The following is a 26,518-nucleotide window of genomic DNA, read 5'->3' on the forward strand; positions in this document are numbered from 1 at the left end:
ACACGCATGCCGTACCCGGCGCGGGTTTACAGGAGAGCGCAGTTAAGAAATTCGAGCCTGGCCCCTTGGGGTTGCAGCGCCCCTCGAATGTGCTTTCATTATAGCGTTAAGAATCTGATGATTGTCTTGTTTACAATGCAGTATTTGCTTACATTAAGTAGCATTCGCACAAAGTGATGGCAGGGCTGGCTCTGCAGTTGGTAGCAAACTAGAAACAATGCGTTGCATTTATGCAGTGATTTTTAAAGTAAATTTATTTAGGGTCAGTTGGCATAATGAATTGTGCCGCTATCAACCAAGGTTGTGGAATGAAATTAAAACGATGCGCCATCTTGACCCTGGTCCTGGCTTTAAGTGCCTGCGGATCAATGCGTCAGTATCAGGCCGAATCGCAGGGGGCGATTGATTTTGTCCGCGCAGGCAAGCCCGATAGCGCCTTGGCCGTATTAGAATCGAATAATAGTGATAAAGACCTTTTGTATTATCTGGAAAAAGGTCAGTTGTTACAGTTAAAAAGTGACTGGCCTGGCAGCACCGGCGCCTGGCTGAAGGCGGATGCCAAAATTCAGGATTGGGAAGACGTTGCTAAAAATTCACCAGATAAATTAATGGGTGAGGTGGGCAGCTTTTTAATCAACGATAAAACCCGCCGCTACGATGGCTACGATTACGAAAAAGTATTGCTGTCTACTCTGCTGGCTATGAATCATGCAGCTGCAGGGGATTGGGCAAATGCGCGGGTTGAAGTCAAAAAAACGCATGAACGCGAAGCAATTATTGCGGAGTATCGCTCGCGTGCTTATGAAAAAGACGAAGCAGAGGCTAAAAGCAGAGGCGTAAAAACGACGTTTAAAGACTTAAAAGGCTATCCAACCGAAACACTGGATGATCCTGACGTTTTAGCTTTAAAAAACAGCTATCAGAATGCGTTTAGCCATTATCTGGCGGCTTTTGTTTATGAGGCGCTGGGTGAAAAAAGCCTGGCAGCGCCGGGCTATCGCAAAGCGATCGAGCTGCAGCCCAATACTAGGGTTTTAGAAGACGGCTTGTCTCAGCTAGACAGCAAAACCAGCAAGCGCGGAATGAGCGAGGTGTTGTTTGTGGTGAGCTCGGGCCTTGCCCCGGCACGCAAATCTGTCACTGTGCCCCTGCCCATTTATCGGGTCGGTTTAACGGCGATGTCTTTTCCTGTGATTCGCTCCGGCAACGATTTTGCGCCGTCGCAGCTTAAATTAGACGGGCGTTTTTTGCCGGTAAGCACCATCGCCAGCATCGATGCAATGAGCCGCCGCGCATTGCGGGACGATATGCCGGGCATTATTTTGCGCTCCACCATCCGTGCTGTGACAAAAGGCGTGGCGCAAAAGCAGCTGAATGACCGGGACAATAACGCCAGTGCAATTGCCAGCTTAGTGCTTGGGCTGGTCAGTGTGATAACCGAGCAGGCCGATGAGCGCACCTGGAGCACTCTGCCCGCGCAGATTGCCATCGTGCGGGCAACCTTGCCACAGGGGATGCATAAAGTATTGGTGCCAACGCTGCAGGGGCAGGAGGCGTTTGATATTAAAGTAAGTAGCCCATACCAGATTGTGCCGGTCAGGGTGATGGGTAATCAGGTGTATTTAGGAAAGACAGATTTGTCATCTGTGGTATTAGACACAGTGGTGACAGAGAGCGCAGACGCTATGATTCAGCCAGCTAAGCCTAAAAAGGTGAAGAAATAATCATCGTGTTTTCTACTTTGAATAAAGGAATAACCATGAAAAAGTATCTTGCCCGTGGCGTTTTACTGGCCGCTGTTCTTGGGTTTTCAGCCATAGCCCAGGCCGCTCCGATTTCACTCTCTGATCGCATCGAGCAGCTGGGTGAAATGAAATACATCAAGCTCACCGGCGGGCGCACCGCTCAGCGTAATGGCCTCTTGGCAGTGCAGCTTGAAATGCAGAATCAGGATAAGGGCGATCAGCAGCTTTATTATCGTTTCCGCTGGTTTGATGATGCCGGCTTTGTAGTGGGCGGCGAAGAAGTATGGAAGCCGCTTAAATTTATTGGTTTGCAAAAACAAGTTATCGACACCATTGCCCCCGTGCCATCTGCCGTGGATTTCAAAATGGAAGTCAATAGCCCGGACAACACAGGTGCAGTCCCTGCTGCTAAGTAATTTCTAAAGGATCAGATCAATGAAAACGATGAAACAAGCATTAAAGCTGAGCGCGGTATTGGCAGCGGTATTACTGGCCACTGGCTGCGCTTCCAGCTCATCACCTACCGTAGGCGGCGGCGATGTGGTTTATGGCGACAGCAAGGCGGTTGAAACGGTCACCAATGAATTTGGCTCTACCGATTTGCAAATGATTTCAGAATCAATGGCGCGCTCATTAATGCAGCACCCATCCATGGCTGGCCGCCCTTTAATTGTGGTGGCCGAAGTTAAAAACAAAACCACTGAATATATTGATACCCGCAATATCACCAACAGCATGAAAACGCAGCTGATGAAAAGCGGTGCTAAATTTGTAACCGACAGCAGCACATTAGATGCGCAGGTTGAAGAAATCCGCCGCCAGACAGAAAGTGGCTTATATAAAAATAAAGTAAAAGTCGGGCAAATGAAGGGCGCTAAATATTTATTAACAGGTGAAATTACATCGATTGTTAAAAAGAACGACAGCACTAAAGACGTTTATTATAAATTCACACTGATCTTAAAGAATATCGAAGAGGGTGTGGATGAATGGCAGGATGAAAAAGAAATTCGTAAAACATCCAAGCGTTAATTTGCAAGGCGGGCATATCACTGTGCCCGCTCTTTGCATTGCAATAAATGCTGGGGGTATTTAATGCATGGGCAAGGTAAAACCTTGCCCATTTTTTAATTACTCTTCGTCCGCTTTTTTCTGCGGATTGATTCGGGTGACCAGCAGCTGATCAATACGATAATTATCAATATCGACCACTTCAAATTTGTAATCACCAAAAATCAACAGCTCTGCTTTTTTAGGTATGCGCTTGAGCATATACATCATAAAGCCGGCAATGGTTTCGTAGTTTTCTTCATCTTTTAATTCGTCGATATCCAGCGCTTTCTTTACGTCTTCAATCGGCGTTACGCCATCAACCAGCCATGAGCTTTCATCCCGCTGCACAATCTGATCGGCACCAGGGTCTACCATACTGCCCATCAGCTGAATCGTGACATCGTTCAGCGTAATAATGCCAACCACTAAGGCGTATTCATTCAGAATAACGGCAAAGTCTTCGCGTGCTTCTTTAAATTGCTCCAGCACTTCAGATAAAGAAAGCGTATCCGGAATTGTCAGCAATTTGCGATTGCCGCATTGCTTTAAACCCTCAAGCAAATTAATTTCACCGCCTTTAAGCACTAATTGCAAAATATCTTTGGCGTCGATATAGGCAAATACGCTGTCGATGCTGTTTTCGCAAAGCAGAAATTTTGAATGCGGATCAGCCAGCATTCTGGCTCTTATGGTTTCTTCTTCTTCATTTAGCGAAAAGAAAATCACACTTTCACGCGCGGTCATCACGGATGTTACGGTACGTGTTTCTAATTCAAACACGTTTTCAATCAGATTGTGCTCTTTGCGGCGTACCGTGCCTGCCATTGCGCCAGCATCTGCCATTGCCACAATATCATCTGTGGTAATTTCATCCCGGCGTACTGCTGGTAAATTGAAGGCATTAAAAATCATATTGGCAATGCCATCAAAAATAAAGACCAGTGGGCGCAGCAGGAAAATACAAAATAAAATAGGCGAAACAACATTTACAGCAGTGGCCTCTGGTACGGCCATGCCAATTCTTTTTGGAATTAAATCGGCAAACTGAATAAACAACCCTGTAACTACGGTAAACGACAGCAGAAAACCCAGCGTTTCGGCGGTTTCTGCCTGCACACCCAATTGAATAAACAGTGCTTTAAAAACGGGGGAAAAAGTGGGCTCTCCCAATATACCGCCCAGAATCGCAACGGCATTTACACCAACTTGCACCACGGTAAAAAAGTCTCCCGGCCGCTCTTGCAGGGCCAGTACCAGATCAGCACGCTTATCGCCGTCTTCACTCATTTGTTGTAGCTTGTGTTTACGTGCTGCGGCTAGCGCAATTTCTGAAACAGAGAAAAATGCACTAATTAAAATAAGAATAAAAATAATAAGTAAGCCATTCATCATAATATTAAATCTCCTGCCGCTAGCTTAGCAGCTCGCCAGCTTGCTATGAAGCTTCTTATGCAGGCAAGGCGGGTGGAAAGGTTTGTATAAAATTAACAATCTGTGGCGCTTGCCCCCGGCGCTGCTCGTATTTATGCCGGATCAGTATGAGTCTGGAGCACTGCCTGCGTATGTTTGTGCAGATGTATTCTATTACGCTTGCATGATATGTATATTTTATTAAGAAATAGTGTAAGTGTTTTCCCGTGAATTATAGACAAATGGGCGTTTAAAAGCTGACAATGTGGCTTGGAATATTTTTCCAAAGTCGTACGTCTTCAGGGCGGGGTGAAACTCCCCACCGGCGGTAAGTGTGCTGTTTTCTCAAAAGATGATCACACAAGCCCGCGAGCGCCTGCGCTGTATTGATAAGCTCAGGGTCAGCAGATCTGGTTAAATTCCAGAGCCGACGGTGATAGTCCGGATGAAAGAAGATGCGTCGCTATAAACTGGTCATGGCTGCACCTGATGTTCAGGCTGCTTCGGCTTAAGTACTGAGTGAGCAAAATCCTGCACAGCAGAGAATACTGAGAACACCGCGTTTTACAGTGGAAGCTGCAGATTCAATGGCTTTTTCTGTGGCCCGGCTGTGCTCGTTTTATTCTGTGCTTCAGGCTGAGCGCCCTCAATGCTGGCTGAAGAGTCTTGCTCATCAGGCTGCTGCTTGCCTGCGGCTGTCCCACCCCCTGAACCGTTTTTCGCCTACCTGTTTTGCGAGAGCGTTTCTCTATGTTTACTGAAATTCTGAATCCTGTACTTGCCCCTTTTTCTGTTCGCTTTAAACAAGCGCTGGCCGATATGCGCCAGGGACGCCCGGTTTTATTAATGGACGATTTTGATCGCGAAAACGAAGCCGATTTAATTGTGGCTGCAGAAAAAATCACCGACCGGAGCATGGCGCAAATGATTCGCGATGGCAGCGGTATTGTTTGCCTTTGCCTCACTGACGAAGCCTTACAGCACCTGCAGCTGCCGCCTATGGTGACAGACAATCAAAGCCGTTTCAGCACGGCTTTTACCGTATCGATTGAAGCGCGGCACGGGGTAACAACCGGTGTATCTGCCGCTGATCGGGTCACCACCATTAAGGCTGCGATTGCCAGCGGAGCACAAGCGGGCGATCTGGCCAGCCCCGGCCATGTGTTTCCGCTGCGTGCCACAGCAGGCGGCGTTCTGGCGCGGCGCGGGCACACAGAGGGCTCGGTTGATCTGGCCGTTTTAGCAGGGCTGCAGCCCGCGGCAGTGTTGTGCGAATTGATGAATCCTGATGGCACAATGGCGCGTGGCGAAGAAATCAGTGAATATGCATCAGAGCATGGTTTGCAAGTATTAAGCATTGCCGAGCTGGTGGAGTACAGGCTGCAGCAGGCAGGCTAATCTGTTTTTAACCCGTTTATTAATTGATCCGTATTGATACAGAGTGAGTATTCAGATGAATAAAACTAAATTAGCTCTTGCGCTTGCAGTTCTGGCAGGCGCAGGTTTTGCAGGCGCAACCTGGTACGCAGGGAGCACCCTGGATCATAAAGTCAGCGAGGCAGGTGATGCGCTGAAAGACTACAAAATTGTAAAAGTTGTAAAACGTGATTTCAAAAAAGGGTTCTGGACCTCAACAGAGGAAGTGACTTACCAGCTGGGTTGTGAAGATGGGGGTGAAGCATCACCATTACATGGCGCAACAGGGCAAATCACTTTAATTAATACAATTGAGCATAATCCTTTTGGTTTGGCAATTAACACCAAAGTTGTTTATAGCGATAAAACCAGGGAAGAGCTGGCTAAAGTATTTAAAGGCAAAGAGCCTTTGGAAATCAATACCAAAGTCAGTTTATCTGGTGATTTACAAACCCGCATTTCCAGCCCTGCATTTACCGTTGACGATGAAAAAGGCAATGTAAACTGGAAAGGGTTTAACTCGCTGATTAAGTACGATAAACATGCCAGCTACATCGATTTTGATTTTGCAGTGAATGGTGCAGAAGGTAAGGAAAGCAATAATGCCACCCAGTTTAAGCTGGGTGCTATTAGCTACAAGGGAAACTATAAAAATGCGGCGGATGGTGTTTATGCGGGAGCTGAGTCTTTAACGGTTGAAGGCTTTGATGTTTCAAGCAAAAAGCAAGAGAAAGATATCCAGGTTTCCATGGGCCAGCTGCTGTTAAATAGTGAATCTAAACTTAATAATGGCTTGCTGGATTTCTCCGGAAAGGGCACGGCAGATAAAATTAAATTCAACTCAAAAGAGATTGGTAAATTTGAAATGAATTTATCAGTAAGCCAGATTGATCCTAAGGCCATTAAAGGGATTAATGAGTTAAGCTGGAAAAAAGGTATCTTGCAGTGTAATTTCGATGGCAAATCACAAGCTAAAGCAATGCAAGCCTTGCTGATGGATATTCTGAAGAAAAACCCTTCAATGAAGCAGAATATTAAACTGCATACGCCTGAAGGCGAAAGCATGATTGCGCTGGATTTAAGCAGCAAAGATATTAAACAGGAAGATTTGGAAAACCCGGGCCAGCTGATTAATAAAGTAAACGCTATGCTTGCCCTGCAATTGCCTAATGCTTTTGCTGAAAGAATGATTCGTGAATCAGCTGAAGAAGAAGCAATTGAACCCACGCTGGAAATGTTTCAATCCTCGGTTCAGCTTGGGGTTGAAGATGGAAAGCTGGAAAGCGATGGTAAATTACTTAAAACCAAAATTCAGTTAAAAGACGGAAAAATCGTACTGAACGGAAAAACGGTTGAATTGCCAGAACTACTTGGCATGCATTAATCAGCATTAAAATGCGGATGAGCCTGAGGCCCATCCGCATTTGCAAATATATAAATAATTCTAGTGCACGTTGATCTTTCATAATTTAATTATTAAATTTTCATATTGAGATTTTATGCTTGAATTTTTACCGGGTTTTTTAAAAAAAGGTGACACAATAGGTTTTTTTTCACCTTCGTGGCCGGCAACCTTTTTTGTTCCAAAGCGTTTCGAACGTGCAAAGCAATATTTGTTAAACCAGGGGTATAAATTAAAAGAAGGAAAATTAACAGGTCAAGAGCAGGGCTATCGTTCTGGTAGCATTGCGGCAAGGGCCGAGGAATTAAATGATTTAATTCGTGATCCGGATGTGCGTTGTATTATGTCGGTGATTGGAGGCAGTAATTCAAACTCACTTTTGCCTTATTTGGATTACGAAGCTTTTAAAGCTGATCCCAAAATTGTTGTTGGATATTCGGATGTAACTGCTATTTTGCTTGCTCTTTATGCAAAAACAAATGTTCCAGTTTTTTATGGCCCGGCGCTTGTTGCATCATTAGGTGAGTTTCCGCCTTTGGTTGATGAAACCTTTGGCTATTTTGAGAGCCTTGTCAGCCAACAATTCAAATTACCTCATGCATTTCCCACTCCATTGCAGTGGACAGAAACACGGATCTCTTGGGAAGAACAAATAAGTGCTAAACCGGTACAAGAGAACCAGTGGTTATCTCTAAATGGTGGTAAGGCGCGTGGCAGGCTGATCGGTGGAAATTTGAATACCATGCTGGCAGTTTGGGGCACGCCCTATATGCCAGAAATTAAGCAGGGTGATATTTTATTAATTGAAGACTCATTAAAAGACTCTGCAACGATGGAACGTTTGTTTTCTTTTCTAAAATTGCAGGGTGTATTTGAGCGGGCAGGTGGTATTTTATTAGGGAAGCATGAATTATTTAGTGGCAATTATCGGCCGCATGAAATATTACTGGAAGTAATGGGTAAACCCAATATCCCGGTCATTGCAGAATTTGATTGTTGCCATACCCATCCCATGTTGACAATGATGATTGGCAGCATGGTAGAAATAGATGCGGATATTTTGCAAGTGACCATGCTTGCGGAATGATGAGCTGCGTTACTGCTTTTGATTGCAGTAACGCAGCCTAGTTTATTATTTAATCATCTTTGCAACTTTCGCTTCAAACTCATCAAAGCGTTGTTTAAGAGCCTGTATTTCTGTGGCTTTTTCTGCTTTGCCCAGGAATGAATAACGAATGCTGTTCATGGCGGTGTTTTTTAGCTCGTCGTAGGATGGTTTATAGCGGCTGGCGTAGAGCAGGTATTCGCCGCTGAGATTATTGCGTGATACGCCCGGATCATCGCTGGATATTACAAAGGGCACACCGTGGCGGCGGTAAACCTGAACAGGGTGTGCTTCGTTTTTTACCCCAAGAATAAATTCATTGCTGGTGAGGTTAACTTCTACCGCAATATCTTTTTCTTTTAGCTTCTTTAAAAGTAAATCGGCATTTTTTTCGTGGATAATATCAATGCCGTGGCCAATACGATTTGCGCCTGCAATTTGTACCGCATCATTAATATGATTTTTTAACCCTTCCGGCGGAACCATACCAAGTGCTAATTCACCCGCGTGCAGGGCGAGCTTGCTGTCCGGGTAGCGTTTCTTAAAGAATTTAAACATTTGCATATGCAGATCATAATCGTGCATTGCAACGTGTTCATTTTCTGGCCCTACAATATTAACGGCCACAATTAAATCGCTGGCTTTATCTGCGGCAAAGGCGGAATACATTTGGCTAAAGACCAGAGAAGGCGAGAGATTACGTAATACATAGGCCTGCACGCGTAATTTAAAATCGCTGCTGTCTATGCCTTTGGCGGCATCTTCCATGGTTTTGATATAGGCGCTGATTTGCTGCTGGCTGGTGGTATCTTGCGCCATAAAATCAGCATAGCGGGCAAAAATGGCTTCAGCATCTTGAGGGTTTTGCACCAGCTGATTCATTTTTTCGTCTAATTCTTTATTACTGATGCCAGGGGCCAGATCGACCATGGTTTCCAGGTATTGCACGTTTTCTGCCAGAGCGCGCTCTTTTAAAGATTGAAAGCCTTCATGCATGGCGTAGCTGGCAACCGGCATAAAATAAAAGAAGGTATTAAAAAAATTCTGATCAGGCGCTGGCTGATCATGGCTGTGATTACTGAAATCTTTATCAGACCATTTTTGCAGTAATTCACGATAGAAAGCATTGTTCTGCCGCGTTGCATCGGCGCTCAGGCAAATTTTACTGCTGGCTTCAGCCGGGCTGGTATTGATATGAAACTTCTGTGCATTCAGTGCTGCGTTGTCTTCGCTGTAAATGCAAAATTTTTGCCTGCCTACCCATTCCAGATAAGTTTCAGCATAAATAGCGCCGGAATAATGGTGATGCAAATCTGCGCCTTTAGGCAGCATATTCATCAATAGCCCCAGCTCTGCCGTATTGGGTGTGGGGGCGCTGATTAATTGCGAATAGTACTGCCTGGTTTGCGTGTAGTTGTTATTAATATCTTTTGCGTGGCCAGTCCCGATGGCAAGCAGACAGAGTGCAAGTAGTTTGGTTTTCATCTTTATCATCTTTTATGAGTGTAATGCCGAATTATAGGCTGCAATAAAAGAATAGATGAATAAGGTGTTAGAACGCTTGCATTTTTTAAAATTGGGGCGTTGCTTAATGGCATATATAAATTAGCAGCAATAAATTAATGCTGTAAAAATGGCAATTATCTATTTAATGCGTAAATTGTTTTTTGATCTTTGCGAATAAGCAATAAAAGAAGAATATGTTTGATTAAACAGGGGGAGTAAAGGTGCGCAGCGGCCTGCACACCCTTTGAAGCGGGTTCTTTATAAAATACTGACTCTTATTTCAGCCTGTCGTAGCCTGGTAAAGTCAGGAATTCGACAAAGTCCTCGCTGGTGGTCAGCTCATCAAACATCAGTGCGGCCTCGTCCAGCGTGCTGCTAAAGCGGCCGGTCGTGTGGATTTTGGCAACTTCTTCTGGCAGCCACTGGCGGAACAGCTCCTTACTGACTTTGCGGCCATCGTCCAGTACGCCCTTGGGGGATCTGATCCATTGCCAGATTTGCGAGCGGCTGATTTCGGCGGTGGCGGCGTCTTCCATCAGATTATGAATCGGCACGCAGCCCAGGCCAGAAATCCATGCGGCCAGATACTGCACGCCCACGCTGATATTGCCGCGTAAACCGGCTTCGGTAATTGGCGCTTCAGGTTGGAAGTTCAGTAAATCGCTGCCTGCCACGCTGACATCCGGGCGTTGCTTGCTGATTTGATTGGGCTTCCCGCCAAGAACCGCATCCCATGCCGCCTGTGCAATGGCAACTAAGCCAGGGTGAGCCACCCAGCCGCCATCGTAGCCATCCGCCGCATCCCGTTCTTTATCCGCGCGAACTTGCTGCATGGCTTTTTCATTGGCCGCTTCGTCGTTCTTGATTGGAATCACCGCGCTCATGCCGCCCATGGCCGGTGCATTGCGGTGATGGCAGGTTTTAATCAGCAGCAGGGAATAAGCGCGCATAAACGGCACGGTCATGGTGATCAGGCTGCGATTGGCGAGGCAAAAATCTGTATTAACGCGGAATTTCTTAATGCAGCTGAAGATGTAATCCCAGCGCCCGGCATTCAGGCCTGCGGAGTGCTCCTTCAGCTCGTAAAGGATTTCGTCCATTTCAAAAGCGGCCAGAATGGTTTCAATCAGTACTGTGCCCTTGATGCAGCCGTGCGGTGCGGTAAGCTCTGCTTCGGCCCAGGTAAAGACATCGTTCCAGAGGCGGGCTTCTAAATGCGACTCCATTTTGGGCAGATAGAAATAACACGATGTGCCCTGGCTGAGGCGGTATTTCAGGTTGTGAAATACGGCGAGTCCAAAATCAAATAAGGAACCCGCGATGATTTCGCCGTCGACTTCAACGTGTTTTTCCATCAAATGCCAGCCACGCGGGCGCAGAATCAGCGTGGCAATTTCATCATTTAATGTGTATTGCTTGCCCTCGGGCGAGGTAAAAGACAGCTCTTTGCGATAGGCGTCTTTTACATTGATCTGGCCTTCGATCTGGTTTTCCCATGTTGGCGTATTGGAATCTTCAAAATCGGCCATAAACGATTTAGCACCGGAATTGAGCGCATTAATCATCATTTTGCGCTCTACCGGGCCGGTGATTTCGGTGCGGCGGTCGAGTAAATCGGCGGGCAGGGGCGCAATGCTCCAGTTGCCATCGCGGATATGCTGGGTGTCGGGCAGAAAATCAGGCACTTCACCGGCATCCAGCCGTGCCTGGCGCTCAATGCGGGCAGCCATCAGCTCACGGCGGCGTGGCTCGAAGCTGCGATGCAGCTCGGCTAAAAAAGCCAGTGCATCGGGGGTAAGAATAGGGGCAAAAGCAGGGCTGATATGGCCGAGAACCCGAATACCTGCAAGCGTGGTTGTCATGGTTTATCCCTTAGCATTAGGGGGAAACCCAAACCTTGAAACACAGAGGGCACGGAGGACACAGAGTTTCACGGAGAAAACCAAGGATAGATGTTTTCTCCGTGGTTCTCCGTGTTCTCCTTATCTCCGTGTTTTAAGACTTGGGTTTTGAGTCTTAGTGGAACTGTTCTTCTTCGGTTGAGCCTTTCAGCGCGGTGGTGGAAGACTGGCCTTGCTGGATTACCTGCGTAACCGAATCAAAGTAGCCTGTACCCACTTCACGCTGATGTTTCACCGCAGTAAAGCCACGGTCTGCAGCTGCAAATTCGGCTTCCTGCAGCTCAACAAAGGCACTCATGCCGCGGCGGGCGTAGCCGTGGGCAAGGTTAAACATGCCGTAGTTCAGCGCGTGGAAACCCGCCAGGGTAATAAACTGGAATTTGTAACCCATCTTGCCCAGCTCCGCTTGGAAGGTAGCGATGGTTGCGTCATCCAGGTTTTTCTTCCAGTTAAACGATGGCGAGCAGTTATAAGCCAGCAATTTACCTGGGAACTGAGCATGAATTGCCGATGCAAATTTGCGTGCGTATTCCAGATCCGGCTTGCCGGTTTCACACCATACCAAATCAGCATACGGCGCGTAGGCAAGACCACGGCTGATTGCTTGCTCAAGGCCCGGTGTAGTTTTGTAGAAGCCTTCAGGTGTGCGCTCGCCAGTGCAGAATGGCTTGTCGTTGGCATCCACATCGGAGGTCAGCAAATCAGCGGCTTCGGCATCGGTACGCGCTACGATCAGTGTTGGCACGCCCATGATGTCGGCAGCAAAACGCGCGGCAACCAGTTTTTCTACCGCTTCACGCGTTGGTACTAATACTTTGCCGCCCATATGGCCGCATTTTTTAACCGAGGCCAGCTGGTCTTCAAAGTGAACACCGGCAGCACCGGCTTCGATCATGGATTTCATCAGCTCGTGCGCGTTCAGTACGCCGCCAAAGCCTGCTTCAGCATCGGCTACGATGGGCGCAAAGAAATCGATGCTGTCGTCGCCTTCGGCGTGATTGATCTGGTCGGCGCGGGTTAGCGCGTTATTGATGCGGCGCACCACCAGTGGAACCGAGTTCGCTGGGTAAAGCGATTGGTCCGGGTACATTTCACCTGCGATGTTTGCATCGGCGGCAACTTGCCAGCCTGAAAGGTAGATGGCTTTCAGGCCTGCTTTAACTTGTTGCATCGCTTGGTTGCCGGTTAGGGCGCCTAAAGCATGCACATAGGGTGTTTCGTTAACTAAGGACCACAGCTTTTCTGCGCCACGGCGGGCTAATGTGTGCTCGACTTGCACATTGCCACGCAGGCGTTCAACGTCTGCAGCGGTATAAGGTCGGGTGATGCCTTTCCAGCGTGGATTAGTGTCCCAGTCTTGCTGGATGGCGGCGATCTTTTGTTCCTTTGTACTCATAACAATACTCCCTGAAGGGTGATGGGCTGCATGTTTAAGTAAAGCATTTTATGGCCGTGTTGCAGAGTTATTTTGCAGTGCACCATTCGATTGTAGTCAGTAATAATCGACTACATATTGGGGCTTTCATGTACTTTTTTTCTAGTAAGTATTTAGTCAACCGATGGTAATTAAGTACTTGAAAATGAAGATAAATGCTTGCTGTGTTTTTATTGCTTTAAACGACTGTTTTAATGGCATAAAGTATCATTTCGATTAAAAAATGTAGTTTTTTATAAATTTTTTTCTGTCAGCTACATCGCCAGTTATGCGGCTTACTTTAAGAAAAAATCTATAAAAAAAATTGTATTTATTGATACATCTGCTAAGGGCAGACGCCTGAATGCGGATTAAGTTGCTTGGTTTTTAACTAAAAAAACAGCCGGCACTGGCTTGGGCTGGGTTTAGCCTGCAGAAGTTTGGCTGCGGCTTGTTGCGATGCACTTGAAATGCACGGCGATAACCCCATCTGCCCTTGCATGTTTGAAATAAGTTTTGACTGGAGTTCCTGATGAGTAACGAAAACGTACAAGAGCAGACCAATTTAGATGTCGCCGCCGGGGCTGATGAAGCTGTTGTCGAAAGCACTGAAAATTCGCTGGAAGCGCAATTGGCCGCTGCAACTGCAGATATTGAAAAAGCCCGTCAAGACGTGCTCTATGCCAAGGCTGAGGCTGAAAATAATCGCCGCCGCTCTCTTGAAGAAGTCGACAAAGCCCGCAAATTTGCGGTTGAGAAATTTGCGATTGAGCTGTTGGCAGTAAAAGATTCACTGGAAATGGCGCTGGCTGATCAGACTGGTGAAGTTGAAGCACTGAAAAACGGTGTTGAGCTCACTTTAAGACAGCTGACTGCGGCATTTGAAAAATCGCAGCTCACAGAAATCAACCCGATGGGCGATAAACTGGATCCGCATAAGCACCAGGCTATTTCAATGGTACCTAGCGATGCAGAGGCCAACACCGTCGTGCAAGTCATGCAAAAAGGCTACGAGCTGGCTGGCCGCGTGATTCGCCCGGCAATGGTGATGGTTGCAGCAGCGAAGTAATGGTGCAACTGGCAGTCGCAGAAGCCAATACAGTCGTGCAAGTCATGCAAAAAGGCTACGAGCTGGCTGGCCGCGTGATTCGCCCGGCGATGGTGATGGTTGCAGCAGCAAAGTAAAAAATACGTTTTGAGGTGGTGGAGGATTTAAAAGAAGTCCTCTTGAAAATGCTCAGCGCATCCCCACTTTGTGAACATGGTTGTTAATTTACCGCTGCCTCAGGGCAGTGAGCAGACAAGGAAAAACTAAAAATGGCAAAGATGATTGGTATTGACTTAGGTACAACAAATTCTTGCGTGGCCGTATTTGAAAACGGTCAGCCTAAGGTGATCGAAAATGCAGAAGGTACACGTACAACGCCTTCCATTATTGCTTACCAGGAAGATGGTGAGATTCTGGTTGGTGCGCCGGCTAAGCGCCAGGCTGTAACAAACCCAAAAAATACTTTGTACGCGGTAAAGCGCCTGATCGGCCGCAAGTTTGAAGATAAAGAAGTACAAAAAGACATCGACCTGATGCCTTTCTCCATCGTTAAAGCCGACAACGGCGACGCATGGATCTCGGTTCGCGACAAAAAAATGGCGCCACCGCAAATCTCCGCAGAAGTATTGCGCAAAATGAAAAAAACCGCTGAAGATTACCTCGGCGAAGAAGTAACCGAAGCCGTTGTGACTGTTCCGGCTTACTTTAACGACGCACAACGTCAGGCTACTAAAGACGCTGGCCGTATTGCTGGTCTGGACGTAAAACGCATTATCAATGAGCCAACTGCAGCTGCGCTGGCCTTTGGTATGGATAAGAAAGAAAAAGGCGACAGCAAGATCGTTGTATACGACTTGGGTGGCGGTACATTCGACGTTTCTATCATTGAAATTGCCGATGTAGATGGCGATAAGCAATTTGAAGTACTGGCAACCAACGGCGATACATTCCTTGGTGGTGAAGACTTCGACCAGCGCATCATCGATTACATCATCGACGAATTCAAAAAAGACACTGGTATCAATCTGAAGCAGGATGTGATGGCGCTGCAACGCCTGAAAGAAGCGGCAGAAAAAGCGAAGATCGAGTTGTCTTCCACCACACAAACTGAAATCAACCTGCCATACGTCACAATGGATGCAACAGGTCCTAAGCACTTAACGCAAAAAATTACCCGCGCTAAGTATGAAAGCCTGGTAGAAGACTTAGTTGCACGCACTATTGAGCCTTGCCGTATTGCCCTGCAAGACGCTGGCCTGAAAATTACTGATATCGATGACATCATCCTGGTTGGCGGTCAGACCCGTATGCCAATGGTGCAAGATAAAGTTAAAGACTTCTTCGGTAAAGAAGCCCGCCGTGATGTGAATCCGGATGAAGCGGTTGCTGTAGGTGCTGCATTGCAAGGTTCGGTATTGTCGGGTGATCGTACTGACGTATTGCTGCTGGACGTAACACCGTTGTCCCTGGGTATTGAAACTATGGGCGGCATTCTGACTAAGCTGATCAAGAAAAACACCACGATTCCTACCAAGGCATCGCAAGTATTCTCTACAGCAGAAGACAACCAGACAGCCGTAACCATCCACGTGCTGCAAGGTGAGCGTGAACGCGCTTCGGCAAATAAGAGCCTTGGTCAGTTTAACCTGGGTGATATCCCGGCTGCTCCGCGTGGCGTGCCACAAGTTGAAGTAACATTTGATATCGATGCGAACGGTATCTTGCACGTAGGCGCTAAAGACAAGGCCAGCGGTAAAGAAGCACGCATTACCATCCAGGCTTCCAGCGGTTTGTCTGAAGCTGAAATCGAAGCAATGGTTCGCGATGCAGAAATGAATGCCGAAGAAGACAAGAAATTGTCTGAACTGGTAGGCGCACGCAACCAGGCTGACGGCATGGTTCACTCAGTGAAAAAATCACTGGCTGAATTTGGCGACAAGATTGGCGCAGACGAAAAAGCGAAGATCGAAGCCGCTATGGCCGAAGTTGAGCTGGTGCTGAAAGACCACGCAGACGATAAAGAAAAAATTGAAGCTGCAACAGCAACGCTGACTGAAGCATCGCACAAATTAGCCGAGCAAATGTACGCTCAGCAACCTGAAGGTGCAGCAGCAGGCGCGGCCGCAGGTGCTGAAGCTGATGCTAAGAAAGATGACGGCAATGTCGTTGATGCTGAATTCACAGAAGTAAAAGATAAATAAGCCACGCTTATTTAAATAAAACAGGCCCGCTGATGCGGGCCTGTTTTTTTGTGTCTGTGAATGTAAAACGCTGCAGATCTTTTTTCTAATCAGGATTCAAGTCAGCTTAAACCGGCTTATGGATTGTTTTAGGTCGTTGGCTACCTGAACTAAGTTATTCGAAGAATTGGCGACTTCTTCTACTGCGGCACGGTTTTCTTCGGCCATTTGTGCAATCCGCTCTACATTCTGTGCCAGCTCGGTGCTGACAGAGCGTTGTTGCGAAAGCGCTGAAGCAATATCTTTGATGGAGGTTTGTACTTTAAAAGAGCCCGCTTTGATCTGCTCCATCACTTCATTGGTGCGCTCTGAAGCCGTAGAAACCTGGCTTACGCTTTGCTGGCTCGATTGCATGCCGTTGACTGCGGCACGTGTGCCTTGCTGGATGGTCTGGATCATGCCGGTGATTTCTTGTGCCGAGCTGGTGGTGCGCTCAGCCAGTTTACGCACTTCATCGGCTACTACGGCAAAACCACGGCCTTGTTCTCCTGCCCGGGCGGCTTCGATGGCGGCGTTTAAGGCCAGCAGATTGGTTTGATCGGCCACGTCTTTAATTACGGTGGCGATATTGCCAATATGGGTAGAGCTTTGCTCCAGGCTGGCAATCTGTGTGCCGGTGCTGTTGACGTTTTCTAAAACATTATCAATCAGTGAATTCGATTTTTTGACTTCTTCGCTACCGGAATTAGCCAGCAGCCCTGCATCATGAGCCTGCTGATTGGCTTCGCTGGCGCTGGCCGAAACGCTGTCTATGCTCACCGTTAGCTCTTCCACACCGGCAGCCGATGAGGATGCAGATTCGGATTGGGTTTGCGAGCTGATGGCCACTTGCTGCGAGGCACTAGCCAGCAGATCAGACATGCTGACCAGCTCGGTACAGTTGTTATTGATGCTTTGAATGGTGGCTTTTAGATCGGCTTGCATTTTTAACAGATCGGCCTGCATGGCCGCCAGCTCGTCTTTGCCTTCTACATCAATGTGCTCGCTTAAATTGCCTTCACGGATTCTTTCTAAAGACGAGCGTACATGGCTGATGGGCGTGGTGATGCTTCTGGTTAAGATAATGCCTAAGGCCACCGCAAGCACCACAGCAATCAAAGTAAGGATGGTGGATTTAGTTTTGGTTGCGGCCAGCTCTTGCGTGCTGACTGCCATGGACTCATCGGATATTTTTTTATTCAGATCAACCAAGGCGCTTAATGCGTCGTCATAGGGTTGAAATGCGGCTGCAACCGAGGTGGACATCAGCTCTGCGCCAAGCTTGAAATCATTGGCTTTTCCTGCTGCCATTGCGGGTTTGGTGGCTTCTATATAGCGGGGCCACAGATCATCTACTTTTTTGAGCAGCTCAACTTCCGGCGGGGTTAAAGAGGTGGCTCTGTATTTATCCAGTAATTCTTTTAGCTTACTTTCATTGGCTTTCATCCCTTCTGCAAGTTTGGCCATTTTATTATCATCAGGCTCTCCCACAAAAGCATATAAGCCCCGGTGATGATAAATCGCCTGCATATTGGCATTGGCTAAATCCATAATCGGTACAAGCTGATTGTCGTGCATATCTGCGGTAAGTTCTTGCATGGATGCTGCACTATGAAAGCCAAGTACGCCTAGGATTAAGGTAATCAGCGCACAGGATAAGAAACCAGCAAGCAATCTGCCGCCTATTGAAAATTGATTCAGGATATTCATGACATGCCTTTTCAAAGCGGGTGTAAGAGAACTGATTTATTCATAGAGTGATAAAGGCCTCTGTACAAGTGAAATCTCATAAAGAAGAGCGGGGGGCTTGTAGATTGAATGCTTCGCCCCAATGTGCAATCCGTTGATGAATTCGTGGGGCGCGGCCTCCTGTGCAGGATTAAAAAGATGGCTAAAAAAGATTTTTACGACACGCTGGGTGTGAACCGCGATGCGGGTGATGACGAAATTAAAAAAGCGTATCGCAAACTGGCAATGAAATATCATCCGGACCGTAATCCGGATAGCAAAGATGCGGAAGAAAAATTCAAGGAAGGCAAAGAAGCCTACGAAGTCTTATCTGATGCGCAAAAACGCGCTGCTTATGATCAATATGGTCATGCTGGCCTTGATCAGCAATCAGGTATGGGCGGTGGCGGCGGTGCAGGCTTTGGTGACGCCTTCTCTGACATCTTTGGCGATATCTTTGGCGCGGCAGGTGGCGGTGGCCGTGGCGGGCGTTCCAACGTCTACCGTGGCGCTGATTTGCGTTACAACCTGGAAATCAGCCTTGAAGAAGCCGCGCGGGGTGTAGAGCGCCAGATCAAGATTCCATCGCACGAAGAATGCAGCAGCTGCCATGGCAGCGGAGCCAAAGCAGGCACGCAGGCTAAGACTTGCCACACCTGCGGCGGCCACGGCCAGGTTCGCGTTTCACAAGGCTTCTTCAGCCTGCAACAAACTTGCCCAACCTGCCACGGCAGCGGCAAATATATCCCTGATCCATGCCGCCCTTGTAACGGCACGGGCCGCGTGAACACGCATAAAACGCTGGCAGTGAAGATTCCTTCTGGTGTGGACGAAGGCGATCGTATCCGCTTAAGCGGCGAGGGCGAAGCCGGTGTGAATGGCGGCCCTTCAGGTGATCTGTATGTGGTGATTCATGTTAAAGCGCACTCGGTATTCCAGCGCGATGGCAATGATCTGCACTGCGAAATGCCAATCAGCTTTACCGTAGCGGCACTGGGCGGCGAGATTGAAATCCCGACCCTGGATGGCAAAGCACGCATTACTATTCCACCAGAAACGCAAAGCGGCCAGCAATTCCGCCTGCGCAGCAAGGGGATTAAAGGTGTACGCAGCGCGATCACCGGCGATTTAATGTGCCATGTGATTCTGGAAACGCCAGTTAAGCTGACTTCGCGTCAGAAAGAGCTGTTGAAAGAGTTTGAAGAAATCAGCCAGGGCGATTCAGACAAGCACAACCCACGTGCTAAATCGTTTATGGATAAAGTAAAAGACTTTTTCGCCTCATAAGCCCAGGCGGGCCTTGCTCTGATCAGGAGTAAGCGCTTGCTTGTATCGGCAAAAAAAGAGCGATGGCTAAGCCATCGCTCTTTTTTTATCTGCGGTATTAAACAGCGCCCCGCAAAACACATCCAAGACTGAGGAAAAACGGATTATTGCTCCGGGTGTGCTCAGTGTTGTCTGTGGTTCAGGATTCAGGTTTATTTATTTAATCAGACGAATCGCAAAAGGCAGGCGGTAAGTGTCGCCCCTGCTGGCACTGACTGCCGCAATAATACAAAACACCAGATTAGCGATGCCCAGTGCAAATGCAGTCAGAAAGCCAACCAGAATCAGCATCAGTACCCATGAAATGGCATAGCCAATCATAACGGTGATCGACCAGTTGAGCGCTTCCTTGGCGTGATCCTGCACATAAGGGTCTTCTTTTTTAATCAGGTAAACCACCAGCGCAGGGATAAAACCAAAGAAAATGGTGCCAATCCAGGTGAGGATCGCAATGGTGTTGGAATCCGAATTGCTGGTTTTTACAGGGAATTGGCTTTCATCCATCTTGGTTCTCTCGCGTAAAGGGGATGCCCATTCTAGGTGGCTTTATAAGATAAGAGCAATAATCTCGTATGACGTTGTCGTTAAGGCGTAATTTTTACATGCGCTTTGTGAGCATCGGCCCAAAATTAACCAGTAATACCCCTGCTGCAATCAGGACCGCACCCAAAATCCGCAGGCCGCCAATCTCCCGCACCGGCAAGCCCAAAATGCCAAAACGATCGAATAAGAGCGAAGCAATAATCTGGCCGCTGATAATTAAAGACACCATCGCCGCCACGCCAATTTTGGGCGCTAGCAAGGTGGTACCAAAAACAAACAGCGCCCCCATTATCCCGCCGGTCAGCATCCACCACGATGCATTTCCCAAATTAGCCAGCCCCGCCCATTTTTGCCCGCTGAGTAAAGCAATCAAAGCCAGGGTCAGTGTGCCAATCGAAAAAGACAACAAAGCCGCCAGCAGCGTACTGCCACCAATTACACCCTTGAGCTGATTATTAACGGCAGACTGCAGTGGCACGATCAGGCCAATGATGAGGGCGAGTAGGAAGTAAGGAAGCTGCATGGGAATTGTGAGTAAGGAGTAAGGCGGGTGAGATTAGCATGTTTTTTTGGGGTGAGGCGGGGAGTCGAGAGTCGACAGTGGGGAGTAGGGGCGTGGCGGGTTTGATTTTCCGACTCCCCACTCCCCTGTTCTCCACTCCCTATGCTCTTTTAATTAAGCCTTGTGATAAACCTCGGCACCTTTCTTAATAAATTCAATCGACTTGGTTTGCATGCCGATCTGATTTGCCTCTGATTCGGCCACGCCTTGCTGGGCTGCAAACTCGCGCACATCCTGAGTGATTTTCATCGAGCAGAAGTGCGGGCCGCACATGGAGCAGAAGTGCGCCACTTTGCCGCTGTCTTTAGGCATGGTTTCGTCGTGGAAAGAGCGGGCGCGATCGGGGTCCAGACCCAGATTAAACTGGTCTTCCCAGCGGAATTCAAAGCGGGCTTTGGAGAGCGCGTTGTCGCGAATCTGCGCGCCGGGGTGGCCCTTGGCCAGATCCGCTGCGTGGGCTGCCAGCTTATACGTAATGATGCCTTCTTTTACATCGTCTTTATTAGGCAGGCCTAAGTGCTCTTTAGGCGTTACATAGCAAAGCATGGCGGTGCCGTACCAGCCAATTTGCGCCGCGCCAATGGCCGAGGTGATGTGATCGTAGCCGGGGGCGATATCGGTGGTCAGCGGCCCGAGGGTGTAGAACGGCGCTTCATGGCACCACTCCAGTTCCTTATCCATATTTTCTTTGATCAATTGCATAGGCACATGGCCCGGGCCTTCGATCATCACTTGTACATCGTGCTGCCAGGCAATCTGGGTGAGCTCACCCAGTGTTTTCAGCTCGCCCAGCTGCGCTTCATCATTGGCATCCCAGATTGAGCCAGGGCGCAGGCCATCGCCCAGGCTGAAGGCCACATCGTAGGCTTTCATGATTTCGCAGATGTCGGCAAAGTGGGTGTAAAGGAAGTTTTCTTTATGATGCGCCAGACACCATTTGGCCATAATCGAGCCGCCACGGCTGACAATGCCGGTCATGCGGCCTGCGGTCATAGGCACATAGCGCAGCAATACACCTGCGTGGATGGTGAAGTAATCCACGCCTTGCTCGGCTTGCTCGATCAGCGTGTCTTTGAAGATTTCCCATGTCAGGTCTTCAGCCTTGCCGTTTACTTTTTCTAGTGCCTGATAGATAGGCACGGTGCCGATTGGTACCGGGCTGTTGCGTAAAATCCACTCTCGGGTTTCGTGGATATTCTTGCCGGTGGACAGATCCATGATGGTGTCTGCACCCCAGCGAATGCCCCATGTCATTTTTTCTACTTCTTCGCTGATGCTGGAGCTGACGGCGGAGTTGCCGATATTGCCATTAATCTTAACCAGGAAATTACGGCCAATAATCATCGGCTCGGATTCTGGGTGGTTGATGTTGTTCGGAATAATGGCGCGGCCACAGGCGATTTCGCTGCGTACAAATTCAGGTGTGATTTCATCCGGCATCACGGCGCCGTAGTTTTGGCCCTTATGCTGGCGATTCATCATGGCCAGCATTTTTTCGCCGGTTGGGCTGCTGTCCCGCAGGCTTTGCAGATAGACCGCACGGTTCATGTTTTCGCGGATTGCAACGTATTCCATTTCTGGCGTGATAATGCCTTTACGGGCGTAATGCATCTGGCTGACGTTGCAGCCTGCTTTGGCTTTGCGTGGCTGACGTTTTAGCTCAAAGCGTAATTCATCCAGTTTGGCATCGGCTTCTCGCATACGGCCATATTCGCTGGTGAGCTGGCTGAGCAGCTCTGTGTCATCCCGCTCGCTAATCCATGTGCTGCGAATCGCTTCAAGGCCTTTACGCACATCAATTTTTGCCTGTGGGTCGGAGTAAGGGCCGGAGCAGTCGTAAACAAAGATAGGCGGGTTTTTTTCTGTCGCGCCGCTGATGCTCATTTGAAGTGGGGTATCAGCTTGGCTAATTTCACGCATAGGCACGCGGATATCGGCGCGTGAGCCAGTGACATAAATTTTGCGTGAATTGGGGAGTGGCTGGATGGCTGCGTCGTCAACGACGGCGGTGGATGCTAAAAATTGGGCTTTTGCGTTCATGCTCTACTCACGGAAAGGCGCGGGTGAGCTAAACGAAGTATCTAGCTCGCTTCCCTACGCCGGTATTAACCGAATCAGGTTCAGAGGGTATCTCTCATCCGCGCGATTGGCGCAGAACCCCTAGCGATAAAAAATCAGCCTAGACGGTATCGAAAAATCAGGAAAACAGCAAATTTAAGATGCAATGAGGATGATTTGCATCAATGTTTAGTTGGGAGTAGGGAGTAGGGAGTGCCGGTCACTAACGGCTCCCACCTCCCCAAACTCACGCTATAACCACACTGGGCCTAGTCTGTGGGATAATTGCCAAAATTTTCAAACGCTGGGCTTACTCCCAGCTCGCTTTGAGGTAATAAAAATGGATTGGGAAAACGCGCGTTATTTATTGGTAGAACAGCAAATCCGCCCATGGGATGTGCTGGATCAAAAGGTGCTTAACCGTGTGTTGGCGGTTAAGCGCGAAGAATTTGTGCCCGCAGATAAAAAAGAGCTGGCTTTTGTAGACATCGAGCTGCCTCTGGCCAATGGCGCACAAATGCTGGCGCCAAAAATGGAAGCCAAGCTGCTGCAGGATATTGATCCTCAGCCGAGCGATAAAGTGCTGGTGGTTGGCGCAGGTACAGGTTACCTGATGGCCTTGGCTGCAGGCTTAGTGGCACATGTTTATGGCGTAGAAATTGATGCTGCGCTGGCGGAGACTGCCCGCGCTAATCTCGCGGCGGCCGGGATTAAAAACGTAACGGTAACGCAGGGTGATGCACTTGCTGCAGCCCAGGCGCAAGGCCCGTTTAATGCCATTATTGTGACCGGCTCTTTGGCTGAAGTGCCAGCCAGCCTGAAAGATCAGCTGGCTGTGGGCGGACGTTTGATTGCGGTGGTGGGCGAATTGCCGATTATGTCGGCTACGCTGGTGAGCTGTGTGGACAAGGGCAGCTTTGGAACCACAAAATTGTTTGAATACAATTTGCCACGCTTAAAAAATGCAGTTGAAAAAACCACGTTTGCATTTTAAAAACGCCATAACCGCCATAAGCCCAGCCTGTTTTTTGCTCCCCTGACTGAGGGCGCTAAAAAGCCTTTGCTTACATCATAAAATCGCAGAGAAAGGCATAGACCAGATGCTTTTCCCTGCGATTTAAGCCCGGCTGCGGCTCTGTGTGCTTGGGATAATGATTTTCTTATTTTGCTATCAGGGCTTCTAATGCAACAGATTAATCCGATTGAATTATCTCAATGGCTGAACGACGCAGAGCGTGAGAGCCCCATTTTGCTTGATGTGCGTGAAACGGGTGAGTATGAGATTTGCAATATTGCAAATAGCCAGCTTATTCCCATTAATACCATTCCCCACCGCTTTGCGGAATTAGATGAAGACGCAACGATTGTGGTGATTTGCCATCATGGTATGCGCAGCTATCAGGTAGCTTCCTTTCTGGAGCGCCAGGGCTTTGCCAATGTCATTAATTTAAATGGCGGAATTGCGCGCTGGGCAGAGGAAGTTGATTTAGCAATGGCAAAATATTAATAAGCCTTACCTGAAACAGAGTGAGAATAAAGACGTAAAAACAATTTGATATATGTCATATGAATTGTTTTTAAGTCTCAATGGCTTCCATAGAGTAGCTTGAGTTGTTATAGTCTCCCCGCTTGTTTGTCCGCACCCCTTGCCTTTCATAAGACATTACTAACCATGAAATTATCCAGAAGCTCCGCTGTTATTTCACTTTCGCTGCTTTTAGCCGGCCCTGCGTGGTCTGCTGCCTGTTTATCTGGTTCTGGTGATTGCCAAACAATGCCGGATGACCCGTCTGCATTAATGAATCAAAGTGCATTGTCAGGCCAGGGGACTACCCTGGGCTACCCTCAGCAGGGTATGCCGCAGAATCAGCAGGGGCAGCAAAACCAACAGAGCAGAAATTTCATCCCACAAATGCCAATGGCGCCGGTGAGCTGTGATGATGTGAGTGGCAAGCTCACTTTGGATAAAAATAGTAAATATAAAACACCCGCACTGCCGCTGAATGATTTCCAGAAATACCTCTGCAGCAGTGCCAATTTGCCGCTGCCAATTTTTGGCCAGCAAATTTTTCAGATGCAGCAGGCTGCTTACTCGCCTTTTGAAGCCGCACCGGTGTCGGCTGATTACCTGATTGGCGTGGGGGATAATTTCTCTGTACGCCTGTGGGGGCAGCTGGATGCGGATTTGCAGCTCAAAGTAGATCGCTCTGGCGCGGTGTTTATTCCCCGTGTGGGCAATGTCAGCGTGGTAGGCATTCCTTTTGGCGCACTTAAGCAGCATTTAAGCCGTGAAGTGGGCAAGGTTTATCGAAATTTTGATCTGGCTGTTACGATGGGCCAGCTGAAAAGCGTACAGGTTTTTGTGGTGGGTTTTGCGCAAAACCCTGGCAGTTATAGTCTGGGATCGCTTTCTACCGTGGTCAATGCCCTGTTTGCCGCGGGCGGGCCTTCTGCTAACGGCTCCTTGCGTAAAATTCAGGTGAAGCGCGCTGGCAAAGTGGTGAATGAATTCGATTTATACGATTTGCTGCTGAAAGGCGATAAAAGCCATGATCTGATGTTGCAAGGCGGTGATGTGGTGTATGTGCCACCAGTGGGCGGGCAGGCGGCTATTTCTGGCAGCGTAAAAGTACCGGCTATTTATGAAGTGAAGCCAAGCGAAAACTTACAAGATTTAATTAACTGGGCCGGGGGCGCAGGTAATTTTGCGCAAGATGGCAAGGTATCGGTTGAGCGTGTGGTTGCGCAAAAATCCCGCAAGGTGGAATCAGTAGAACTGGCCAAGGCAGCTGGGTTTGCTGTGCGCGGCGGTGATGTGGTGCAGCTTTATGGCCTCAGCCAGAAAATTGACAATATGGTTTCCCTGCGCGGCAATGTAGCGCAGTCGGTGCGTATGCCCTGGTTTGAAGGCATGAAGGTGAGTGATTTAATCACCAGCAAAGAGATGCTGATTGCACCGCGCTTCTGGGAAAACAAATATCAGGATAAAACCGCAAGCAGTAAGGATTTGCAGGAAGAGGAAGATCAGCAGTTCCTGCTCAGCCAGCAAAGCTCAGTCAATCAGCAAAAGCCACAGCGTAAAGTGGATCGCACCCTGCTGGGGGCTTTACATAGTAATCAGCAGGAAATTAACTGGAATTACGCAGCGATTGAGCGCACCAATGAGCTGGACAGCACAACAACGCTTGTACCGTTTAATTTGGGCGCGGTTATTTTAAAGCGCGATGCATCGCAGGATAAGCTTCTGGCTAAGGGCGATGTGATTCATGTGTTTTCTAAAACCGATATCCGCGTATCTACCCAGCAAAAATCACGCTTTGTGCATATCGAGGGAGAGGTAGCAACGCCAGGTATTTATCAGGTGAGCGAAGGCGAAACGCTGACTACCCTGATTGATCGCATCGGCGGTTTAACCTCCAGTGCCTATCTGTATGGTGCAGAGTTCTCGCGTGATGAAGTACGTAAAAAGCAGCAGGACGAGTTAGAGCGTTTAGCTGACTATGTAGAGCGCAATGCTCAGACATCGGCTGGGCAACAGGCGCAAAATGCATTGAATGGCCAGGGCGTGCAAGCTGCAAATATTCAGGCCGAGCAGCAAAAACTGCTGGCGCAGAAAATCCGTACGACCAAGGCAGATGGCCGCGTGGTGCTGGGCTTAAGCCCGGAAAGCCGCAAACTGGAAGATATCCCTGAAGTGGCGCTGGAAGATGGTGATCGCGTCTTTATTCCTTCCCGCTCTGCTACTGTTGCGGTAATGGGCTCGGTATTCAGCCGTAATAATGCCTTTATATTCAGCAAAAACCGCAGCGTGGGCGATTACCTTGCGCTGGCAGGCGGGCCTACAGAAAGTGCAGACAGCGATAGTATTTTTGTAGTGCGTGCAGATGGCTCGGTTGTCAGTGCCAAGCAGTTTGGCTGGATTTCCCGCTCTTTTAATAGCGTGGCGTCTTTGCCTGGCGATGTGATTGTTGTGCCTGAGAAGTTTGATCGTACTGGTTTTGTGAAGAATGCGCTGGATTGGACGCAAATTCTGGCCAACTTTGGTACTGGTTTAGCTGGGATTAAAGTATTGGGTAATTAAT

At 48.4% G+C, this 26,518-nt stretch carries 21 protein-coding genes and 3 riboswitches; of the genes, 13 read left to right on the forward strand and 8 right to left on the reverse strand.

The genetic code is table 11. The features are described 5' to 3' along the window. Positions 1–27: 27 nt before the first annotated feature. Positions 28–90: riboswitch (S-adenosyl-L-homocysteine riboswitch) on the reverse strand. A 218-nt stretch (positions 91–308) separates the two neighbouring features. From CSQ88_RS01665 to lpoB, 3 genes are read left to right on the forward strand one after another with little or no spacing between them, the layout of a single operon-like run. Beyond that, the gene (locus tag CSQ88_RS01665; RefSeq protein WP_099396383.1) at positions 309–1,724 is read left to right on the forward strand and encodes a COG3014 family protein; all 1,416 of its coding nucleotides are present in this window, start codon (positions 309–311) and stop codon (positions 1,722–1,724) included. 35 nt (positions 1,725–1,759) lie between these two features. Continuing rightward, positions 1,760–2,161, forward strand: a complete 402-nt coding sequence (locus CSQ88_RS01670) for a YcfL family protein (protein ID WP_099396384.1) — start codon at positions 1,760–1,762, stop codon at positions 2,159–2,161. 19 nt (positions 2,162–2,180) lie between these two features. After that, complete coding sequence (gene lpoB / locus CSQ88_RS01675) at positions 2,181–2,777, forward strand: penicillin-binding protein activator LpoB (protein ID WP_218586925.1); 597 nt, start codon at positions 2,181–2,183, stop codon at positions 2,775–2,777. A 99-nt stretch (positions 2,778–2,876) separates the two neighbouring features. Here the strand turns inward: lpoB and CSQ88_RS01680 are convergent, their stop codons facing one another. Continuing rightward, entirely contained in the window at positions 2,877–4,190 is a 1,314-nt protein-coding gene (locus CSQ88_RS01680; RefSeq protein ID WP_099396385.1) for a hemolysin family protein, read from the reverse strand. Positions 4,191–4,499: 309 nt separating this feature from the next. After that, positions 4,500–4,669, forward strand: a riboswitch (FMN riboswitch). A gap of 289 nt (positions 4,670–4,958) precedes the next feature. Between CSQ88_RS01680 and ribB the strand changes: the two genes are divergently transcribed. The 3 genes from ribB (at position 4,959) to CSQ88_RS01695 (ending at position 8,113) form a co-directional block, all read left to right on the forward strand. After that, complete coding sequence (gene ribB / locus CSQ88_RS01685) at positions 4,959–5,606, forward strand: 3,4-dihydroxy-2-butanone-4-phosphate synthase (protein WP_099396386.1); 648 nt, start codon at positions 4,959–4,961, stop codon at positions 5,604–5,606. Between the two features lie 55 nt (positions 5,607–5,661). Continuing rightward, positions 5,662–7,008 carry a YdgA family protein gene (locus CSQ88_RS01690; protein ID WP_099396387.1) on the forward strand — a complete coding sequence of 449 codons (1,347 nt, stop codon included), beginning with the start codon at positions 5,662–5,664 and terminating at the stop codon, positions 7,006–7,008. Between the two features lie 115 nt (positions 7,009–7,123). Continuing rightward, entirely contained in the window at positions 7,124–8,113 is a 990-nt protein-coding gene (locus CSQ88_RS01695; protein WP_099396388.1) for a S66 peptidase family protein, read from the forward strand. A gap of 45 nt (positions 8,114–8,158) precedes the next feature. Here CSQ88_RS01695 and CSQ88_RS01700 read toward each other — a convergent pair whose 3' ends face one another. The 3 genes from CSQ88_RS01700 to aceA all read right to left on the reverse strand — a co-directional run bounded on the left by CSQ88_RS01700 (position 8,159) and on the right by aceA (position 12,934). Next, complete coding sequence (locus CSQ88_RS01700) at positions 8,159–9,616, reverse strand: adenosine deaminase (RefSeq protein ID WP_180273493.1); 1,458 nt, start codon at positions 9,614–9,616, stop codon at positions 8,159–8,161. A gap of 296 nt (positions 9,617–9,912) precedes the next feature. Then, a complete protein-coding gene (gene aceB, locus CSQ88_RS01705) occupies positions 9,913–11,499 on the reverse strand; it encodes a malate synthase A (RefSeq protein ID WP_099396390.1) in 1,587 nt (528 codons plus the stop codon). A 154-nt stretch (positions 11,500–11,653) separates the two neighbouring features. Beyond that, positions 11,654–12,934 (reverse strand): isocitrate lyase, encoded by a 1,281-nt coding sequence (gene aceA / locus CSQ88_RS01710; RefSeq protein WP_099396391.1) that lies wholly within the window; start codon positions 12,932–12,934, stop codon positions 11,654–11,656. Between the two features lie 550 nt (positions 12,935–13,484). On the opposite strand from aceA, the gene grpE (CSQ88_RS01715) reads away from it, so the two are divergent. The 3 genes from grpE (CSQ88_RS01715) to dnaK all read left to right on the forward strand — a co-directional run bounded on the left by grpE (CSQ88_RS01715) (position 13,485) and on the right by dnaK (position 16,201). Further along, entirely contained in the window at positions 13,485–14,021 is a 537-nt protein-coding gene (grpE, locus tag CSQ88_RS01715; RefSeq protein WP_099396392.1) for a nucleotide exchange factor GrpE, read from the forward strand. After that, complete coding sequence (gene grpE / locus CSQ88_RS01720) at positions 14,021–14,137, forward strand: nucleotide exchange factor GrpE (RefSeq protein WP_099396393.1); 117 nt, start codon at positions 14,021–14,023, stop codon at positions 14,135–14,137. Before grpE (CSQ88_RS01715) ends, grpE (CSQ88_RS01720) begins: the two co-directional genes overlap by 1 nt. A gap of 132 nt (positions 14,138–14,269) precedes the next feature. Continuing rightward, positions 14,270–16,201 carry a molecular chaperone DnaK gene (dnaK, locus tag CSQ88_RS01725; protein WP_099396394.1) on the forward strand — a complete coding sequence of 644 codons (1,932 nt, stop codon included), beginning with the start codon at positions 14,270–14,272 and terminating at the stop codon, positions 16,199–16,201. Positions 16,202–16,297: 96 nt separating this feature from the next. Here the strand turns inward: dnaK and CSQ88_RS01730 are convergent, their stop codons facing one another. Further along, positions 16,298–17,929 carry a methyl-accepting chemotaxis protein gene (locus CSQ88_RS01730; protein ID WP_099396395.1) on the reverse strand — a complete coding sequence of 544 codons (1,632 nt, stop codon included), beginning with the start codon at positions 17,927–17,929 and terminating at the stop codon, positions 16,298–16,300. Between the two features lie 177 nt (positions 17,930–18,106). On the opposite strand from CSQ88_RS01730, the gene dnaJ reads away from it, so the two are divergent. Next, positions 18,107–19,234: a molecular chaperone DnaJ gene (gene dnaJ, locus CSQ88_RS01735; protein WP_099396449.1), complete on the forward strand. Its 1,128-nt coding sequence runs from the start codon at positions 18,107–18,109 to the stop codon at positions 19,232–19,234. Positions 19,235–19,429: 195 nt separating this feature from the next. Here dnaJ and CSQ88_RS01740 read toward each other — a convergent pair whose 3' ends face one another. The 3 genes from CSQ88_RS01740 to thiC all read right to left on the reverse strand — a co-directional run bounded on the left by CSQ88_RS01740 (position 19,430) and on the right by thiC (position 22,418). Next, positions 19,430–19,777, reverse strand: coding sequence for a DUF4870 domain-containing protein (locus CSQ88_RS01740; RefSeq protein ID WP_099396396.1), 348 nt, complete (start codon positions 19,775–19,777; stop codon positions 19,430–19,432). Between the two features lie 94 nt (positions 19,778–19,871). Then, positions 19,872–20,339, reverse strand: coding sequence for a DMT family transporter (locus CSQ88_RS01745; protein ID WP_099396397.1), 468 nt, complete (start codon positions 20,337–20,339; stop codon positions 19,872–19,874). A 153-nt stretch (positions 20,340–20,492) separates the two neighbouring features. Further along, positions 20,493–22,418, reverse strand: a complete 1,926-nt coding sequence (gene thiC, locus CSQ88_RS01750; RefSeq protein ID WP_099396398.1) for a phosphomethylpyrimidine synthase ThiC — start codon at positions 22,416–22,418, stop codon at positions 20,493–20,495. A gap of 34 nt (positions 22,419–22,452) precedes the next feature. Continuing rightward, positions 22,453–22,550, reverse strand: a riboswitch (TPP riboswitch). A gap of 226 nt (positions 22,551–22,776) precedes the next feature. Here thiC and CSQ88_RS01755 point away from each other — a divergent pair. The 3 genes from CSQ88_RS01755 to CSQ88_RS01765 all read left to right on the forward strand — a co-directional run bounded on the left by CSQ88_RS01755 (position 22,777) and on the right by CSQ88_RS01765 (position 26,517). Further along, positions 22,777–23,430 carry a protein-L-isoaspartate O-methyltransferase gene (locus tag CSQ88_RS01755; protein ID WP_099396399.1) on the forward strand — a complete coding sequence of 218 codons (654 nt, stop codon included), beginning with the start codon at positions 22,777–22,779 and terminating at the stop codon, positions 23,428–23,430. A gap of 189 nt (positions 23,431–23,619) precedes the next feature. Then, positions 23,620–23,943 (forward strand): rhodanese-like domain-containing protein, encoded by a 324-nt coding sequence (locus CSQ88_RS01760; RefSeq protein WP_099396400.1) that lies wholly within the window; start codon positions 23,620–23,622, stop codon positions 23,941–23,943. Positions 23,944–24,108: 165 nt separating this feature from the next. Further along, on the forward strand, positions 24,109–26,517 hold the full coding sequence (locus CSQ88_RS01765) for an SLBB domain-containing protein (protein WP_099396401.1): 2,409 nt from the start codon (positions 24,109–24,111) through the stop codon (positions 26,515–26,517). Position 26,518 lies beyond the last annotated feature (1 nt).

The sequence above is a fragment of the Iodobacter sp. BJB302 genome (assembly GCF_002735645.1).
Lineage (GTDB): Bacteria > Pseudomonadota > Gammaproteobacteria > Burkholderiales > Chitinibacteraceae > Iodobacter.